15 protein-coding genes are annotated in these 16,402 nt (G+C 73.6%); 9 read left to right on the top strand and 6 right to left on the bottom strand.

Annotated features, from left to right (window positions below):
* Position 1: 1 nt before the first annotated feature.
* Entirely contained in the window at positions 2–2,149 is a 2,148-nt protein-coding gene (locus tag ACBI99_RS00165) for a transglycosylase domain-containing protein (protein ID WP_375071374.1), read from the bottom strand.
* 149 nt (positions 2,150–2,298) lie between these two features.
* Between ACBI99_RS00165 and ACBI99_RS00160 the strand changes: the two genes are divergently transcribed.
* Positions 2,299–3,222 (top strand): NAD(P)-dependent oxidoreductase, encoded by a 924-nt coding sequence (locus ACBI99_RS00160; protein WP_219518897.1) that lies wholly within the window; start codon positions 2,299–2,301, stop codon positions 3,220–3,222.
* Between the two features lie 32 nt (positions 3,223–3,254).
* On the opposite strand, the gene rph is transcribed toward ACBI99_RS00160, so the two are convergent.
* On the bottom strand, positions 3,255–5,891 hold the full coding sequence (gene rph / locus ACBI99_RS00155; protein WP_219518894.1) for a rifamycin-inactivating phosphotransferase: 2,637 nt from the start codon (positions 5,889–5,891) through the stop codon (positions 3,255–3,257).
* 83 nt (positions 5,892–5,974) lie between these two features.
* Here rph and ACBI99_RS00150 point away from each other — a divergent pair, with 83 nt between their 5' ends.
* From ACBI99_RS00150 to ACBI99_RS00135, 4 genes are all read left to right on the top strand, one after another.
* Entirely contained in the window at positions 5,975–6,784 is an 810-nt protein-coding gene (locus tag ACBI99_RS00150) for an oxidoreductase (protein ID WP_375071373.1), read from the top strand.
* A gap of 7 nt (positions 6,785–6,791) precedes the next feature.
* Positions 6,792–7,400: a TetR/AcrR family transcriptional regulator gene (locus ACBI99_RS00145; RefSeq protein ID WP_375071372.1), complete on the top strand. Its 609-nt coding sequence runs from the start codon at positions 6,792–6,794 to the stop codon at positions 7,398–7,400.
* A gap of 24 nt (positions 7,401–7,424) precedes the next feature.
* Positions 7,425–8,729 (top strand): hypothetical protein, encoded by a 1,305-nt coding sequence (locus tag ACBI99_RS00140; RefSeq protein WP_357585728.1) that lies wholly within the window; start codon positions 7,425–7,427, stop codon positions 8,727–8,729.
* 66 nt (positions 8,730–8,795) lie between these two features.
* Positions 8,796–9,203, top strand: a complete 408-nt coding sequence (locus ACBI99_RS00135; protein WP_219518882.1) for a hypothetical protein — start codon at positions 8,796–8,798, stop codon at positions 9,201–9,203.
* Here ACBI99_RS00135 and ACBI99_RS00130 read toward each other — a convergent pair.
* Positions 9,186–9,572: a hypothetical protein gene (locus tag ACBI99_RS00130; RefSeq protein ID WP_357585730.1), complete on the bottom strand. Its 387-nt coding sequence runs from the start codon at positions 9,570–9,572 to the stop codon at positions 9,186–9,188. The two genes, ACBI99_RS00135 and ACBI99_RS00130, sit on opposite strands and share 18 nt — an antisense overlap.
* Positions 9,569–10,501, bottom strand: coding sequence for an NAD(P)-dependent oxidoreductase (locus tag ACBI99_RS00125; protein WP_364174611.1), 933 nt, complete (start codon positions 10,499–10,501; stop codon positions 9,569–9,571). The genes ACBI99_RS00130 and ACBI99_RS00125 overlap by 4 nt, the downstream gene beginning before the upstream one ends.
* Positions 10,502–10,688: 187 nt before the next feature.
* Between ACBI99_RS00125 and sigJ the strand changes: the two genes are divergently transcribed.
* From sigJ to ACBI99_RS00105, 4 genes are all read left to right on the top strand, one after another.
* The gene (gene sigJ, locus ACBI99_RS00120; RefSeq protein WP_357585734.1) at positions 10,689–11,573 is read left to right on the top strand and encodes an RNA polymerase sigma factor SigJ; all 885 of its coding nucleotides are present in this window, start codon (positions 10,689–10,691) and stop codon (positions 11,571–11,573) included.
* A gap of 19 nt (positions 11,574–11,592) precedes the next feature.
* The gene (locus tag ACBI99_RS00115; RefSeq protein ID WP_375071371.1) at positions 11,593–12,141 is read left to right on the top strand and encodes a hypothetical protein; all 549 of its coding nucleotides are present in this window, start codon (positions 11,593–11,595) and stop codon (positions 12,139–12,141) included.
* Between the two features lie 66 nt (positions 12,142–12,207).
* On the top strand, positions 12,208–12,726 hold the full coding sequence (locus ACBI99_RS00110; protein ID WP_375071370.1) for a hypothetical protein: 519 nt from the start codon (positions 12,208–12,210) through the stop codon (positions 12,724–12,726).
* 111 nt (positions 12,727–12,837) lie between these two features.
* Complete coding sequence (locus ACBI99_RS00105) at positions 12,838–13,698, top strand: alpha/beta hydrolase (protein WP_357585738.1); 861 nt, start codon at positions 12,838–12,840, stop codon at positions 13,696–13,698.
* Between the two features lie 6 nt (positions 13,699–13,704).
* Here the strand turns inward: ACBI99_RS00105 and ACBI99_RS00100 are convergent, their stop codons facing one another.
* Positions 13,705–14,871 (bottom strand): cytochrome P450, encoded by a 1,167-nt coding sequence (locus ACBI99_RS00100; protein WP_375071369.1) that lies wholly within the window; start codon positions 14,869–14,871, stop codon positions 13,705–13,707.
* A complete protein-coding gene (locus ACBI99_RS00095) occupies positions 14,868–16,286 on the bottom strand; it encodes an MFS transporter (protein WP_375071368.1) in 1,419 nt (472 codons plus the stop codon). The genes ACBI99_RS00100 and ACBI99_RS00095 overlap by 4 nt, the downstream gene beginning before the upstream one ends.
* Positions 16,287–16,402 lie beyond the last annotated feature (116 nt).

Genomic DNA, 16,402 nt, shown 5'->3' with positions numbered 1-16,402 from the left:
CTTAGAACGCGGCGTCGTCGTCGGCGGCCGGCTCGGCGGTGGCGTCGTCCGGGTGGTCGGCGGCCGGCGCGCAGCCGAGGTCGCAGCCGCCGAACCGGTCCGCGTCGACCGGCGTGAACGGCGTCGCGGGCACGCCGCGCAGCGCGGCGATCATCGTGTCCTTCCAGATGGGGCCGGGCAGCGAGGCGCCCTGGACCGACCCGTAGTAGCGTCCGCCGATGGTGACGCCGGTCAGCTTGTGGCGCTGGGAGCCGCGCGGGTCGCCGATGCTGACGGCCCCGGCCAGGTCCGGGGTGAACCCGGCGAACCAGGCGCTGGCGTACCCGTCGGTGGTGCCGGTCTTGCCGGCGGCGGGCCGGCCGATGCCGCCGACGCCGCTCATCGTGCCGTGCGTGAACACCCCGGACAGGATGTGCGCGGTGGCGTCGGCGACCCCGGCGTCGAGCACCCGCTCGCAGCGCGGCCGGAACGTGGTGGCCTTGCCGTCCCGGCCGACGACCTTGGTGATGGCCATCGGCGGGCAGTACGTGCCGCGCGCGGCGATGGCGGCGTAGGCGGTGGCCACGGTGACGGGGTCGCTCTCGTTGATGCCGAGCGTGAACGTCTCGAACTCCCGCAGTTCCTCGCCGTCCGCCCGTTTGATGCCGAGCGACCTGGCGGTCTGGACCGTCGGGCACAGGCCGACCCGCTCCTGCAGCTCCATGAAGAACGTGTTGACCGAGCCCCAGGTGCCGGTGGCGAGCGTCTTGAAGCCGGGCGACCCCTCGTCGTTGGTGACGGTCCACGACGGGTCGCCGACCTTGCGGCCCGCGCAGTCGGTGAACGAGGCGGCGGCGGGCGCGGTGTAGCCGGCGCCGGCGGTGATGCCGTCGTCGATCTTCATGCCCTGCTTGAGCGCCTCGATCAGCGTGAACGTCTTGAACGTCGAGCCCGCCTGGAAGCCGACCAGCCCGCCGTGGTCCATGTCGGCCACCGCGTTGTAGGAGATCTCGTTCTTGCGCGCCGAGCCGCCGAAGGGCCGGCTGGCGGCCATCGCCCGGATCGCGCCGGTGCCCGGCTGGACCAGCGCCTCGGCGGCCAGGGCCCGGTCGGAGGCGTGGACGTGCTTCTTGATGGCGGCCTCGGCGGCCTTCTGGGCGGCGGGGTCGAGCGTGGTGTGGACCTTGAGCCCGCCCTGGCTGAAGGCGGCCTCGCGCTGCCGCCGGGTCTTGCCGAAGGCGGGGTCGGACAGCAGCTCGTGCCGGACGTATTCGCAGAAGTACGGGTAGCGGCTCTCCTGGCAGCCGTTGGGCTGTTTGACACCCTTGTAGCCGAGCTTGCGGGCCTTGGCGGCGGCGGCCTGCGCGGGGGTGATCCGGCCCAGCTCGGCCATCCGGTCGAGCACCACGTCGCGCCGCTGCCGCAGCAGCTCGCGGGCCTTGGCGCCGCGGTCGGGCGAGGTCGCGTTGGGGTCCTGGACGGCGCCGGCCAGGGTGGCGGCCTGGGCGAGGTCGAGCCGGGCGGCGGAGACGCCGAAGAAGCGCCTGGCCGCGGCTTCGACGCCGTTGGCGCCCGCGCCGAAGTAGGCGATGTTCAGATATTTCTCCAGGATCTGGTCCTTGGTGTACTTCTGCTCGACGGCCATGGCGTGGCGCAGTTCCTGCAGCTTGCGCGCGTAGCTGGCCTCCAGGGCCGCGTTCTTCTCCGCCTCGGTGCCGGCCGCGTTGAACAGCACCTGCTTGACGTACTGCTGGGTGATGGACGAGCCGCCCTGGCTGATGCCGCCGGAGGTGAGGTTCTTGACCAGCGCGCGGGCGGTGCCCTCGACGTCGATGGCGCCGTGCTCGTAGAAGCGGTCGTCCTCGATGGCGACGATGGCGGTGCGCATCACCTCGGCGATGCGCACCAGCGGGACGACCTTGCGGTCCTGGGCGTAGAACTGGGCGATCCTGCGGCCTTCGGCGTCGTACACCGCGGTCTTCTCCGCCAGCGGCGGCTCCACCAGTTCCTCCGGGCGCAGGTTGAGCGCTTCGGTGCCCGCGACGAGCACCGCGCCCGAGCCGCCCACGGCGGGCAGGGCGAGCGCGGCGGCGACCAGCCCGGCGGCGGTGGCGGCGGCGGCCAGCCGGGCGACGCCGGACATGCGGGTACGGGAATGCGACCTGGACATGGCGGCCATGACAGCACAGGCATCCACAGACTGTCCAAGACCGATATCAATCGCCCTTTGATATCCAAACAGATATCGATGCCGGTGCTGTCACATCCCGGGCCGCTGTCCCGTCCTCCCCGTGCTGTCCAACAGACGAGGAGGTCTTCATGAGGGTGTTGCTGGCCGGGGCGACCGGCGCGATCGGGGTGCCGCTGCTGTCGGCGCTGGCCGGGGCCGGGCACGAGGTGGTCGCCGTCATCCGCGATCCCGCCAAGCGGCGGCTCGTCACCGACGGCGGGGCGGTCGCCGTGATCGCCGACGTGCTCGACCGCGACGCGCTGCTGCGCGCCGTCGACGGGGTGTCGGCCGACGTGGTGATGCACCAGGCCACGGCGCTGCGCAACGCCTCGCGCAGGCTGACTCCCGACGACCCGACGATCGCACTGCGCGGCCGGGGGACCGCCAACCTGCTCGACGCCGCGCGGGTGGTCGGCGCGCACCGGTTCGTCACCCAGTCGCTGATCACCGGCTACGGCTACCGCGACAACGGCGAGCGGCTGCTGACCGAGGAGGACGAGTTCGGCGTGCACGTCGGTACCGTCGCCGACCTGGTGACGGACTCCAGCGTGGCGACCGAGCGGCAGGTGTTCGCCGCCGAGGGCATCGAGGGCATCGCCCTGCGTTACGGCATGTTCTATGGCAAGAACGCCTTCAGCGACATGTTCGCCGACATGATGCGCAAGCGGGCGCCGGTGCTGCCGCGCGGCAGGACGGGCACCACGTCCTTCGTCCACGTGGCCGACGCCGCGGCGGCCGCGGTCGCGGCGATGGAGCGCGGCAGGCCGGGGGAGGCGTACAACATCGTCGACGACGAGCCGATGAGCTGGCGCGACTTCCTGATGACGGTGGCGCGCACGCACGGCACCCCGCGCCCGGTCGTGACGCCGAGGTGGCTGATCCGGCTGGCGGTGCCGTACCTGGGCTGCCTGCTGATCGATACCACGACGCGGGTCTCGCACGCCAAGGCCACCCGCGAACTGGGCTGGGCTCCGGTGCACCGGAGCGTGCCCGAGGGGCTGAAGGCCCGCTGACGACCCGCCGGGGCGGCGCCGCCCCGGCGGTCTCAGAGGATCTCCACGTACCCTTCGCCGCCGTTGACCCGGATGCGCTGCCCGTCCTCGATGCGCCGGGTGGCGCCCTCCACGCCGACGACCGCGGGCAGCCCGTACTCGCGGGCCACCACGGCGCCGTGCGTCATGACCCCGCCGACCTCCATGACGACGCCCTTGACCGAGACGAACAGCGGCGACCAGCTCGGATCGGTGAACACGGTGACGAGGATGTCGCCGTCCTCCAGGTCGGCCTCGGCCATGCTGCGGATGACCCGCGCCCGGCCCTCCACGACGCCCGACGACACGGGGATGCCCGCCAGCGCCCCCTTCGGCAGCGAGCCCGGCTCGTACGCGCCGGAGATCACCTCGCCCTCCGACGTGATCACGCGCGGCGGGGTCAGCTTCTGGAACGTCTCGTGCTCCTCCCGCCGCCGCGTGATGAGCGAGTAGTCCAGCTCGCCGGTGTTGACCGCCTTCCTGAACTCCTCGATGGACAGGAAGTACACGTCCTCGGGCGCCTGGACGACCCCGCGCGCGGCGAGCTTGGCCGCCTCCTCCATGAGCGCCCGCTTGTAGACCTCGTAGCGGAGGAGCAGCGCGTGCTTGGAGTACTCGCGGTAGCCGATGAAGTGCCGGATCAGGCTCATCTTCTTGGCCGCCTTCTTCGCCTTGCCGGCGCCGCCGGGCAGCGCCCGCAGGCGGGCGAGCAGGTCGGCCATCGTGCGCTCGGCGTCGGCGCGGCCCTGCTCCGCCTTGCGGAGGCGCTCCCCGGGCGGGAAGTTGCGGATGTTGCTGAGGATGAGCGGCACGAGCAGCGTCGGGTCCTCGCTCCACCGGGTCCTGGTCAGGTCGATGTCGCCGGCGCAGTGCATCCCGTACGTGTCCAGGTAGCGGCGGATGGCGCCGGCGGCCTCGGCCCCGCCCTCCAGCCCGGCCAGGCCGTCGTAGAAGGTGTCGCGCCGGGCCGTCTCCAGGTAGCGCAGCACCTCGGGATGGTCGCGGACGGCGTCGGCGACGTCGAGCAGGTCGAGCCCCATCGCGGCCACCACGTTGTGGTCGGCGGACTGGGCGACGGCGTCGGCGGCGTTCTTGACGCCCAGCCAGGACTCCATGTGCTTGTTGACCCAGTTCACCGACTGGATGCCGAGGAAGGCCGCCGCCACGCTGCGCGGGTCGAAGGTGAGCTCGGCGAGCACGTCGTGGTCGTCGACGATGCAGGCGAACAGCTCGTCGCCCGACTTCCCGGCGATCTCGCGCCGCAGCCGCGCCACGGTCGCCTCGGTGTGCGCGATCAGGTCGGGCACGACGCGCGGGTCGTCCTCGCGGGCGAGCTTGAGATACTGCTTGGCGATCGGCAGCACGCCGCCCTCGCCGAAGTCCAGCATCGAGGTCTTGCCGCGGGCCAGCCCGGCGACGAAGTCCTTGCGCGTGAGCACGGCCCGCAGGGCGTTGGCCATCAGCACGTCGACCTGGTCGAGGCTCTTGAGCGTGGCGGGCCTGGCCCAGGCCGAGGTGAGCTCCGCCGAGACGTCCTTGTAGAAGCGGTTGCCGGCCACGACGCCCGCCGTGCGGCCCAGCTTGTCGTGCAGCAGCGCGAAGAACGACAGGCCGAGGGGCGCGAAGGCGTCGGTCATCATCTGCCGGTGCCCGTAGGAGACGTACACGTGGTTCTTGTCGTCGCCGGCGGGCGGCACGGGGTAGAGCGTGGTGACGGGGCGGCTCTGCAGGACGTGGAACGCGCCGTCGTACAGCGCCCACTCGATGTCCTGGGGGCGGCCGAAGTGCGCCTCGATCTCCCGACCGAGGCGCTCCAGCAGCAGGATCTGCTCGTCGCCGAGCTTCTGCGCGGACTGCCGGGCGGGCTCGACCGGCAGCTCCTCGGTGCCGCCGGACGGCAGCCCGCGCAGCTCCATCGTCTGCGTGGCGATCTTCCTGTCGATGATCCGCCCCGCCCTGACGCGGTAGTTGTCGGCGTTGACCAGCCCCGACACGAACGCCTCGCCGAGCCCGTACCCGGCGTCGATCGACACCACCCGGCGGTTGGCCGAGACCGGGTCGGCGGTGAACATGATGCCCGCCGCCTCGGGGAAGACCATCCGCTGCACGACCACCGACAGCCGGACCAGGCGATGGCCGAAGCCGTTCTGGATGCGGTAGGCCACGGCCCGGTCGGTGAACAGCGACGCCCAGCAGCGCCGCACCGCGTCGACGATCGCCTCGGCGCCGCGCACGTTCAGGTAGGTGTCCTGCTGGCCGGCGAAGGAGCTGGAGGGCAGGTCCTCGGCGGTGGCGCTGGAGCGCACCGCGCAGGGCGCCTCGTCGCCGCCCATCCCGCCGAGGTGGCGGACGATGTCGTGCCGAATCTCCTCGGGCACGGTCAGGCCCTCGATGGCGGCGCGCAGCCGGGCGGCGGCGGCGGCGATTCCGGCCCGGTCGTCGGCCCGCAGCCCGGACAGCCCGTCGATCAGCGCGGCGACCGCCGGGTCACGCTCGACGACCTGCTCGTACGCGCCGGTGGTGACGCAGAAGCCCGGCGGCACGCGGACCCCGCGGATCGCGGACAGCTCGCCCAGGTTGGCCCCCTTTCCGCCGACCAAGGGGAGGTGCGTCTTGTCGATGTCTTGGAACCCGAGTACGTAGGCACTCATGGCTGATCCCGTCTCTCATCCGATTTCAATACAGCACTGTACTGTATTGAAATCGGGACACGCCAACAGGGAAGGACGTCCCCATGACTGCCAAGATCTGCCTGGTGACCGGAGCCTCCTCGGGCATCGGCCACGCCACCGCGCTGGAGCTGCGCCGGGCCGGCCACATCGTGTACGGGGCCGCGCGCCGCGTCGACCGCATGGCCGGACTGCGACAGGCCGGGGCCCACCCGCTGGCCATGGACGTCACCAGCGACGACGACCTGGCCCGCGTCGTGGCCGCCGTCCTGGACGAGCACGGCCGGATCGACGTGCTCGTCAACAACGCCGGGACCGGCCTGCACGGCGCCGTCGAGGACGTTCCCGTCGAACGCGCCCGCCGCCTGTTCGAGGTCAACCTCTTCGGCCCGGCCCGGCTCACCCAGCTCGTCCTGCCGCACATGCGCGAGCGCCGCTCCGGCACGATCGTCAACGTCTCCTCGATCGCCGGCGAGATCTCGCTGCCCCTCGTCGCCTGGTACCACGCCTCCAAGCACGCCCTGGAGACCTGGTCCGACTCGCTGCGCCAGGAATGCCTGCCGTTCGGCGTCCGCGTGGTGGTCGTGCAGCCGGGCATCATCCGCACCGAGTTCGAGGAGGACACGCCGCGCGAGCTGCGCGAGACCTCCGGCGGCGGGGCCTACGGCGCGCTCGCCGAGTCGATGGCCAGGCGCGCCGAGGGCAACACCAAGGGCTCCCCGCCCGCCGTGGTCGCCCGGGCCATCAGGACCGCGGCCGAATCGCCCCGGCCCAAGTCCCGCTACCCGGTCGGCTACCTGGCCAGGACGCTCCTGGCGATGCACCGGATCCTGCCCGACCGGGCGTTCGACGCCCTGGTCACGAAGGCAGGCTAGCGCGGCCATGAGACGACCCGGCCGGCCGCGCAGCAGGGAGGTGGACGCGGCGGTCCTGGCCGCCGCGCTCGACCTGCTCATCGAGCGCGGCGCCAGCCAGACCAGCATCGAGCAGATCGCCCAGCGCGCCGGAGTCACCCGCGCCACCGTCTATCGGCGCTTCCCCGGCACGACGGCCCTGCTCATCCAGGCCATCGAGTCGGTGCACCACGACCACGGCCCCGGGGCGCTCGACTGGCCGGACATCGACCGCATGCTCGACAACTGGGCGGCCTACCTGAGCACCCCCCGCAACCGGCGCATGCTGCGGCGGCTGTACGGGGCCGTGGACGACTACCCCGAGCTGCCGCGCGCGTACCGGAACTCCCACGGCGGGCGGCGGGCGGCGGCCGAGCACGCGGCGCTGCGCCGCTCGCGCGAGCGCGGCCAGCTCCCGCGCGAGAGCGACCCCGACACCGTCCAGCAGCTTCTCAACGGCGCGGTGCTGCACCACCTCGGCGCCTACCCCGACACCGAGAGCGCCGAGGCGGTCAAGGCGTACTTCGTGGCCATCCTGCGGCAGGCCGGATACCGCACGGATGTCACATCGGGCCGCCCGCCGCCGTCTGCTCAGTGACGGACGACTGGGGGAGGGGCTGCGGTGATTCTCGCGCACGGGATCGGCGGGCGGTCGGATCTGCCGATCCCGCTCTGGCTGGCGCTCTACGCCGGGGCGGGGGCGGTGCTGATCGCGTTCTTCGCGGTGTCGGTGCTGCGGCCACGGCAGCGGCAGCGATCGGGCGGCGTGCCGCTGCCCCGGGCCGCGCAGCGGATCGCCGCCGCCCCCGCCGTCCGCGCGCTGCTCAGGGCGGCGGGCCTGGCGGCGCTCGCGCTGCTGCTGGCCACCGCCTGGTTCGGCGCCGCCGACCCGGCGCGCAACCCGGCGCCCGCCTGGTTCTACGTGTGGTTCTGGGTCGGCCTGATCCCGGTGTCGCTGCTGTTCGGGCCGCTCTGGCGGCTGGTGAACCCGGTGCGCGCGCTCGCCGCCGCCGTCCGCCGGCTCCTGCCGGAGGCGGCGCGCCGCGAGCCGCCGTCCGGCCGCGCCGGCTCCCTGCCGGCGGTCGCCGGCATGGCCGCCTTCCTCTGGCTCGAACTGGCCTCCCCCGACCCCGGCTCACCGCGCGCGGTGGCGCTCTTCGTGACCGGGTACGCGCTGGCGCACACGGTGGCCGGAGCCGTGTTCGGGCCGCGCTGGTTCGATCGGGCGGACTCCTTCGAGGTGTACGCCGGGCTGCTCGCCGCCCTGTCGCCGATCGGCAGGGACGAGGCCGGGCGGCTGGTGCTGCGGACGCCCCCGGCCGGGCTGCGCGCCGGTCGCGCCGACGCCGGGCAGACCGCGCTGGCGCTCGTGGTGCTGGGCGGCACCATGTACGACGGTTTCAGCAGGCTGCCGGTGTGGACCGGGATCACCGGCGTGCTCGGCGGCCCGGCCGCGACGCTGCTGACCACGGCCGCGCTCGGCGTCGTGATCGCGCTCAACCACCTGGCCTACCGTGACGCGCTCCGGATGACCAGGCCGTACGCCCGGCCGTCGGCGGGCGTGGCCGACGCGTTCACGCACTCGCTGGTGCCGGTCATGGTCGGCTACAGCGTCGCGCACTACTTCTCCTTCGCCGTCTTCGAGGGGCAGCGGGGCTGGCTGCTGGCCGGTGACCCGTTCGGCCTCGGCTGGGACCTGTTCGGCGTCGGTGACGCGGCCGTCGACTACACGGTGCTGGCGCCGTCGCTGATCGCCGCCGTCCAGGTGGGCGCGATCGTGCTCGGCCACATCGGCGGCGTGGTGGCCGCGCACGACCGGGCGCTGGAGGTGGTACGCGCCGGGGAGCTGCGGACCGGCCAGTACCCGATGCTCACGCTCATGGTCGTCTACACGGGCCTCGGCATCACGCTGATGTCCGCGGGCTGAGCCGTGTCACACGCCGCCGGGGGCGCTCGTCCTATCACCAGATCAAGCACAGGAAAGGGACAAATCATGATGAACGGCTACAGCAGGCCGGCCAGGATCTTCGTCCAGGTGGCCGTCGTGGTCGGCGCGCTGACGATGCTGGTGTTCGGCGTGTGGATGCGCATCGACCCCGCGGGCTTCGCGGTCTTCGCCCAGTTCCCCAATCACGTGCACTTCCTGCACGACGCCGGGGTCTTCCAGATCGGCATCGGGCTGATGATGCTCTGCGCGCTGGTGTGGCACGACGTGCTCTCGATCGTGCTGGTCGGGTTCTTCGTCACCAACTCGCTGCACGCGGTGAACCACGCGGCCGACCTGGACCTCGGCGGCAGCCCGGACAACTGGTGGCAGCTCGGGCTCGTCTCGCTGCTGGCCCTGGCCGGCCTCGTGGTGCACCGCAGGCAGCTCAGCCGCCGGTCACGGGCTGACGCGTAGCCGGGTCAGCACCAGCCCGCCGCGGTGGAGCTCGACCTCGAAGACGCCCGGGATGTCCGCGACGAGGCTCAGCGTCGAGGCCCGGCCGGGGACGAGCTCCGCCTCGCGGTCGTAGCCGTGCACGTGCAGCTCGTCGGCGGCGTCGGAGGTCACGACCAGCTCGACCGTGTCGCCGGTGCGGGCCTCGACCCGGTCCGGCCCGGTCACCAGCTCGCCGCCGGCCACGACGAACAGGTGCCGCCGCGCGGCGGCGCCCTCGGCCCCCTGCCCCTCGACCTGCCCCCCGACCTGCCCCCCGCCCTGGCCGCACGCCGCCGCCGTCACCAGCAGGGCGACGGCGACGGCCGCGGCGCGGATCGCCCGCCTCACGCGCGGACCTCGCGCATCGCCCGCAGCCCGGCCCGGCAGCTCGGGTACTCCGGCCGCCAGTCCAGCTCCCGCTTGGCCTTGTCGTTCGACAGCCGGATCCGGGTGCCCGCCATCAGCGCGTACATGTAGGGCGCCGGCCGCAGCAGCAGGCTCGGCACGGCGATCGGCGCGGGCGCGCCCGCCGCCTCCGCCAGGGCGGCGACGAACTCGGCGAACGGCAGCGGCGTGTCGTCCACCACGTTGTACGCCTGCCCGGCCCGCCCCCGTTCGAGAGCGGCGACCGTGGCCGCCGCCGCGTCCGCGATGTGGATCGGCGAGGTCACCCCGGACGGCCTCGGCACCGGCAGCATTCGCCGCGACGCCAGCTCCATCAGCTTGCGCGTGCCCGCCTCCGGGCCGTAGAAGAGGCCGTAGCGCAGCGCGACCCCCTCGATGCCCGCCGTGCCGAAGGTCAGCCGCTCGTTCGTCCGCATCGAGCGCATGTGCCGCTCGAAGGCGCCCCGGCCGGTCGGCGCGAACGGGTGCTCCTCGGTCAGCTTCGCCTCGCCGTGGTCCAGGTAGCCGTAGCCGAGGAAGAACGACTGCGTGACGAACCGGTGCGCGCCGACCAGCTCGGCCGCCCGCAGCAGGTTCGCCGTGCCCTGCTCGCGCAGGTCGTCGGTGGCGTGCAGGTCCCGGTGGCGCAGCGGCGTGCCGGTGATCGCGGTCGCCTGGTGGATCACCGCGTCGGCGCGGTGCCCCCGCAGCGCGTCCAGCAGCTTGCGCTCGTCCATCACGTCGACCACCCGCGTCTCGACGCCCGCCTCCTCCAGCAGGCGCGCCCGGCGGGACGAGCGGGTCAGGCCGAGCACCGAGTGACCGGCGGCGAGCAGCCTCGGCACGAGTTCGCCGCCGAGGGCGCCCGTCGCACCCGCGAGCACGACCTTCATTCCCCGTCTCCTTCTTGCTGGTGTGTCATCGAACACGTTCCTTCCCGCGGCCTCGGTGTTCCTGCCCGGCCGCTCTACGATCTGACGCCGGCGCGCCGGCGCCTGTGACACGGATTTCCGCCCGGGATGTCACAAGCCGGGCGGCGGGTTCGTCCCAACGAGGGAAGGCAAGCGACCAGGGGGAACAGTGACGGACGACATCACGGACGAGAGGGAAGCCGTCTTCGCCGCGAACCGCAACCTGCTGTTCGCGGCCGCGTACGACATCCTCGGCAGCGTCACCGACGCCGAGGACGTCGTGCAGGACGCGTGGCTGCGCTGGCAGGGGGCCGATCATGAGGCCATCGAGCACCCGCGCGCGTACCTGATGCGCATCGTCGTGCACCGGGCGGTCGACCAGCTCCGCAAGGCGCGCAGGATGCGCGAGGACTACATCGGCCCGTGGCTGCCCGAGCCGCTGTGGACCGACGAGAGCGCCGCCGAGCCGGTGGAGCGCAGCGGCGGCGTGGCGCTCGGCCTGCTGGTCGTGCTGGAGACGCTGTCCCCGCTGGAACGGGCCGCGTTCGTCCTCAGGGAGGCGTTCGCCTACGAGTACGACGAGATCGCCGGCATTCTCGGCCGGTCGCCCGCGGCGGTGCGGCAGCTCGTGCACCGGGCGCGCGGGCACGTGCACGCGCGGCGGCCCCGATTCTCCGCCGACCAGCGCGAGGCCCAGGTCGCGGCCGAGCGGTTCGTGGCGGCGGCGGTCGGGGGCAGCATGACCGGCCTGCTCGACGTGCTGGCCCCCGAGGTCACGCTCTGGAACGACGGCGGCGGCCGGGCCCGCGCCGCGCTGCGGCCGGTGCACGGCGCGGCCAAGGTGGCCCGCCTGCTCGCCGCCGTCGGCCCCTACTACGCCGGGTACCAGGTGCGCTGGGCGGCACCCGGCGGCACCCCGACCGCCCTGATCGTCGACGGCGACCGCCCCGTCGCGGTCGTCACCGTCGAGACCGACCCCGTGGACGGCCGGGTACGCGCCATCTACGGCATGGCGAACCCGGACAAGCTCGCCCACCTGTCGCAGCACAACTGACGAACGAGAGGATGCGCGCATGCCGAAGGTCCTGGAGGACTTCATCCCGTGGCCCCTGGGCACCGAGTGCCACGAGCTGCACATCCGGCAGCGGCCGGAGACCGTGTGGACCGCGCTGAACACGCTGACGCCCGCCGAGCTGCCGGGGGTGCGGCTGCTCATGGGCCTGCGCTCGCTCCCGGCGAACGGGCTGAACCAGGCGCCGACGATGCTCGCCACGATGCGCGGCCGCGGCTGGTTCGAGCTGGCCGGAGAGCCGCAGCGCTACATCGTGCTCGGCTCGATCAGCCAGTTCTGGCGGCTGCGGCCGGGGGAGCACCGCCACACCTGCCCGCCCGGCAGCTTCCGCGACTACCACGCGCCCGGCTTCGCCAAGTCGGCGTCGATCTTCGAGGTGATCCCGACCGAGCACGGCACGCTGCTGCGCACCGAGACCCGGGTCACCGCCGACTCGCCGCGGACCCGGCGCAGGATGCTGGCCTACTGGCGGCTGATCCGCCCCTTCAGCGGGCTGATCCGCCGGATCATGCTGCGCGCCATCGCCAGGAAGGCCGCCGCGAGCGCCTGATCCTGTGGTGCCGTCCCCGGCGGCATCGGTAGGATCGGCGCCCCCGCCGCCTGAGGAGGTCCCCCGGTGAAGTGGCGTTCGCGGCTCGTCCCGCTGCTGGTGCTGGCCGGGACGGCGCTGTTCCTGTTCGACCAGGGCGCGCGGCGGGAGCCGGTGGTGCGGGAGGTCAGCGTGCTGGAGGGCACGGCGGCGGGCTACCGCTCCTACACCGACAGCACCGGGCGGGGCAACCGGACCTCGACGGTCGTGGTGTTCGCGCTGACCCTCTCCGGTTATCCGGCCAACGTGACCTTCCGCCTGCTGCAGCCGCCGCCGGGCGGGGTGCCCGACGGCGCCGCCGTGCGCCTGGAGGTCCCCGCCGACACCGCCGAGACGCTCGCCCGCGCCGCCCGCTTCCCCGACTCCGACTACCTGATCAAGGCGCTGGGGGCCTCGGTCGACGGCCGGCCGGTCTACTCCGCCGCCGGTGACGCCGAGCGGGCGAGCGGCGCGGCGACCGGCTTCAAGATCGCCTCGGCGGTCTTCGCGCTGCTCGCGCTGGCCTGGGGCCTCCTCCTGGTGCGGCGGTTCCGCAAGGCGGGCTGACCGGACGGCTCCTGCGCACGGCTCCCGGTTCGGGGTACGTTTTCGCCTGCGCCGATGAGTTTCGCCGCTCGCGGCGGTCTGCATCATCAGCATCGACCAGGAGGCGACCGCATGACCGAGCTCACGACACACACCCTGGAAGTGCCCGGGGCCGTCCTTCACTACGACATCCGCCCGGCCGACAGCGCCGACCCGATCCTGCTGCTGATCGGGTCGCCGATGGACGCAGCCGGCTTCGCGTCGCTGGCCGCGCGCTTCCCCGACCGCACGGTCGTCACGTACGACCCGCGCGGCGCCGGGCGGAGCGTGCGCACCGAGGGCGGCGAGTCGACGCCCGACCTGCACGCCGACGACCTGCACCGGCTCATCGACGCGATCGGCGGCGGGCCGGTCGACATCCTGGCCAGCAGCGGCGGCGCCGTCAACGCGCTGGCGCTGGTGGCCAAGCACCCCGAGCAGGTCCGCACGCTGGTGGCGCACGAGCCGCCCGCCGCCCAGGCCCTGCCCGACCGCGAGCAGGCGCTCGCGGCCATCGCCGACATCCGGCAGACCTACGAGCGTGACGGCTTCGGGCCCGCGATGGCCAAGTTCATCGGGATCACCAGCCTGACCGGCGAGATCCCCGCCGACTTCGCCGACCGGCCCATGCCCGACCCCGCCGCGTTCGGCATGCCGACGGAGGACGACGGCTCGCGCGACGACGTGCTGTTCGCCCAGAACCTCATCTCCTGTACGCATTACGAGCACGACTACGAGGCGTTGCGCGCCGCCTCCACCCGGGTGGTCATCGCCGTGGGCGCCGAGTCGGAGGGCCAGATGGCCCGGCGCTCGGGCGAGGGCGTCGCCGCGCGGCTCGGCACCGAAGCGGTGATCTTCCCGAGCAACCACGGCGGCTTCATGGACGGCGAGTTCGGCATGAAGGGCGACCCCGACGGCTTCGCCGCCGCGCTGCGCAAGGTCCTGTCGGAGTAGCGCGGGTCAGCCGTGCGGCCGCATCGGCAGCGCGGTGAGCCTGCTGCCCTGGATGCCGCCGAAGTCCGTCTGCCGCAGCTCGGCGTACGGCACCGCGAGCCGCGCCCGGGGGAAGTCGGTGCGCAGGACCTCGACGAGCGCGCGCAGTTCGAGCCGGGCGAGCTGTGCGCCGGTGCAGTAGTGCGGGCCGGCGCCGAAGGTCAGGTCCGGCCCGATCGCCCGGCGCGGATCGAGGTTGATGCCCTGGATGTCGACGAGCACGGGGGAGCGGGCGGGCAGCCGCACCCCGGCCAGCTCGACCGGAGCCGAGGTGAACCGCCACAGCGTGAACGGCGCGGGCGCGTGCCTGCGCAGCGTCTCGTTGACGAAGTCCTCGGCCTGCGACGGCTCCGGGGCGACGTCGAGCGCGCGGGCCAGCAGGAAGCCGAGCGACGGATCGGTGGTGAGCTGACCGGCGAACACGAGCGTGAAGATCAGGTAGTGCACCTCCGGCTCACTGAACTCGGGCACCCGTTCGCGCAGCTCGGCGGCCAGGCCGTCCCGGCCCTCGGCCAGCGCCGCGCCGGCCAGCTCCGCGAAGGCGGCCATCGCCGCGCCCACCTCCTCGGGGTCCGGGCTGTACATGCTCCGGCAGGCCGCCATCGCCTGGTCGACGCGCTCCAGCGGCACGCCGAGCACGTCGCAGACCACGGTGAGCGGGTAACGGGTGGCGAAGTCCGCCATCACGTCCACGGTCTCGCCCGTGGCGGCCAGCCGGGCCAGCAGGTCGCGGGCGTGCCCGGTGATCCGGTCCGCGTAGGCGGCCAGGCGGCGCGCGGTGAAGAGGGGCGCGTGCGCCCGGCGCAGCCGTTCGTGCGCGGGCCCGTCGAGCGTGGTGAGCGACGGCTGCGCGGCGGCGGTGGGCTCCAGGCCCGCGGTGCGCGGGTCCCAGCTCTCCGGGGCCCAGGCCGGGTCCTTGACGATGTCGGGGTGGACGAGGACCTGGCGGGCCAGCGCCTCCTCGGTGACGATCCACGCCGGGCCGCCCGCGGGGGCGTCGGCCCGGACGATCGGGCCGGCGGCGCGCAGGGCGGCACGGGCCGGATGCGGCTCGCCGATCGCGCGGACGGTGACGGCGAACGGGTCCACGCCGGCGTACGGGGCTTCGGTCATCGGGATCTCCTCGGGGGTCATCGGGTCTGCTTGGGCAGGAGGAACATCAGCGCGGCAGCGCCCACGTAACAGAGGGCCTGCCAGGGCAGCACCGCGCTCATGGCCCCGGAGTACGCCGCGAGCCCGGGCGTCCCGCCCGCGCCCTCCAGGGCGTCGAAGAAGATCAGGCCGAGGACGGCGACGCCCACCGCGTTGCCGATCTGCGTCACGGTCGTGAGCACGCCGCCCGCGGCCCCGGCGTCACGGGCGGGCACCCCGGCGAGCACCACGTTGATCAGGCCGGGCGCGGTGAGGCCCAGCCCCAGGCCGCCCAGCAGCATCGGCGCGGCCAGCAGCCAGGCGGCCGGCTCGGCGCCGCCGCTGACGACCAGGTGGAGGACGACCTGGGAGGCGGCCAGCGTGAGCGACCCCGCCACCAGGGTGCCGCGGCCGGCCCGTACCCCGAGGCCCGAGGTGATGATCGAGCCGACCGCGTACGGCAGGATCACCAGCCCGGTCTCCAGCGCCGAGTAGCCGGCGCCCGACTGCAGGTAGAGCGAGAGCGCGAGGAAGAACGACCCCAGCGCGCCGAAGAACAGCAGCGAGGCCGCCAGCCCGCCCGCGAACGCCCGCACGCGCAGCAGCGCCGGATCGAGAACCGGCTGCCCGCCGCGCTCGGCCAGCCGCCGCTGCCTGGCCAGGAACACCGCCGTCACCGGGACCGCGAGCGCCAGGATCACGTAGCTCCACCAGGGCCGGCCCCACTCGCGCCCCTGCACGAGAGGCAGCAGCAGGAGCACGGCGGCGCAGGCGGCGAGCGCCGCGCCCGGCAGGTCGAGCCGGACGCGGCCGGGCTCGCGCGAGTCGGGCAGGTGCCGGGCCCCGAGGGCGAGCCCGACGGCGGCGATCGGCACGTTCACCCAGAAGATCGCCCGCCAGCCGAGCCCGAACAGGTCGGCCTCGACCAGCACCCCGCCGAGCAGCGGCCCGGCGACCGAGGCCAGGCCCAGCACCGCGCCGTACGCGCCGAGCGCCCTGGCCCGGGCGGCGGGCTCGAACGAGGCCCGGATGACGCCGAACACCTGCGGGATCATCAGGCCGCCCGCCAGGCCCTGCGCGACGCGCGCGCCGACCAGGACGGCGGCGTCCGGCGCCAGCCCGCAGCCCGCCGAGGCCAGCGTGAACGCCGACAGCCCGGCGAGGAACACCCGGCGGCGCCCGTACGCGTCACCGGCGCGGCCCCCGGTGATCAGGCCGGCGCCCACGGCGAGCGTGTAGCCGGCGACCGTCCACTGGAGCGCGGCGTCACCCGCGCCCAGGTCGGCGGCGATCGCCGGGAGGGCGACGCTGACGATGGTGGCGTCAAGGAGCTCCATGAACGACGCGATGAGGACCGCGGCCAGGACGAGAACCGCCGGCCGTCCCGTCAGGAGGGTGGTGGGTGGGGGAGTGGTCATAGCGCGTGGGTGCTCCTCGATCCGCTAGAATGACTGCATAACGCAGTAGCTGCGCGACGCAGCTAATTTATAGCAGAACCTCTGCGTCACGCAGCAAACCGGAGGGCGGTCGGGTG

The organism is Nonomuraea sp. ATR24 (genome assembly GCF_041950485.1).
Classification (GTDB): domain Bacteria; phylum Actinomycetota; class Actinomycetes; order Streptosporangiales; family Streptosporangiaceae; genus Nonomuraea; species Nonomuraea ceibae.
This window is presented reverse-complemented; position numbering and strand designations above follow the sequence as displayed.

What these genes read in the sequence shown, in the direction of transcription:
- ACBI99_RS00165 (WP_375071374.1), bottom strand. Translation starts at nt 2,149, where the DNA reads ATGTCCAGGTCGCATTCCCGTACCCGCATGTCCGGCGTCGCCCGGCTG.
- ACBI99_RS00160 (WP_219518897.1), top strand. Translation starts at nt 2,299, where the DNA reads ATGAGGGTGTTGCTGGCCGGGGCGACCGGCGCGATCGGGGTGCCGCTG.
- rph (WP_219518894.1), bottom strand. Translation starts at nt 5,891, where the DNA reads ATGAGTGCCTACGTACTCGGGTTCCAAGACATCGACAAGACGCACCTC.
- ACBI99_RS00150 (WP_375071373.1), top strand. Translation starts at nt 5,975, where the DNA reads ATGACTGCCAAGATCTGCCTGGTGACCGGAGCCTCCTCGGGCATCGGC.
- ACBI99_RS00145 (WP_375071372.1), top strand. Translation starts at nt 6,792, where the DNA reads ATGAGACGACCCGGCCGGCCGCGCAGCAGGGAGGTGGACGCGGCGGTC.
- ACBI99_RS00135 (WP_219518882.1), top strand. Translation starts at nt 8,796, where the DNA reads ATGATGAACGGCTACAGCAGGCCGGCCAGGATCTTCGTCCAGGTGGCC.
- ACBI99_RS00125 (WP_364174611.1), bottom strand. Translation starts at nt 10,501, where the DNA reads ATGAAGGTCGTGCTCGCGGGTGCGACGGGCGCCCTCGGCGGCGAACTC.
- ACBI99_RS00115 (WP_375071371.1), top strand. Translation starts at nt 11,593, where the DNA reads ATGCCGAAGGTCCTGGAGGACTTCATCCCGTGGCCCCTGGGCACCGAG.
- ACBI99_RS00105 (WP_357585738.1), top strand. Translation starts at nt 12,838, where the DNA reads ATGACCGAGCTCACGACACACACCCTGGAAGTGCCCGGGGCCGTCCTT.
- ACBI99_RS00100 (WP_375071369.1), bottom strand. Translation starts at nt 14,871, where the DNA reads ATGACCCCCGAGGAGATCCCGATGACCGAAGCCCCGTACGCCGGCGTG.
- ACBI99_RS00095 (WP_375071368.1), bottom strand. Translation starts at nt 16,286, where the DNA reads ATGACCACTCCCCCACCCACCACCCTCCTGACGGGACGGCCGGCGGTT.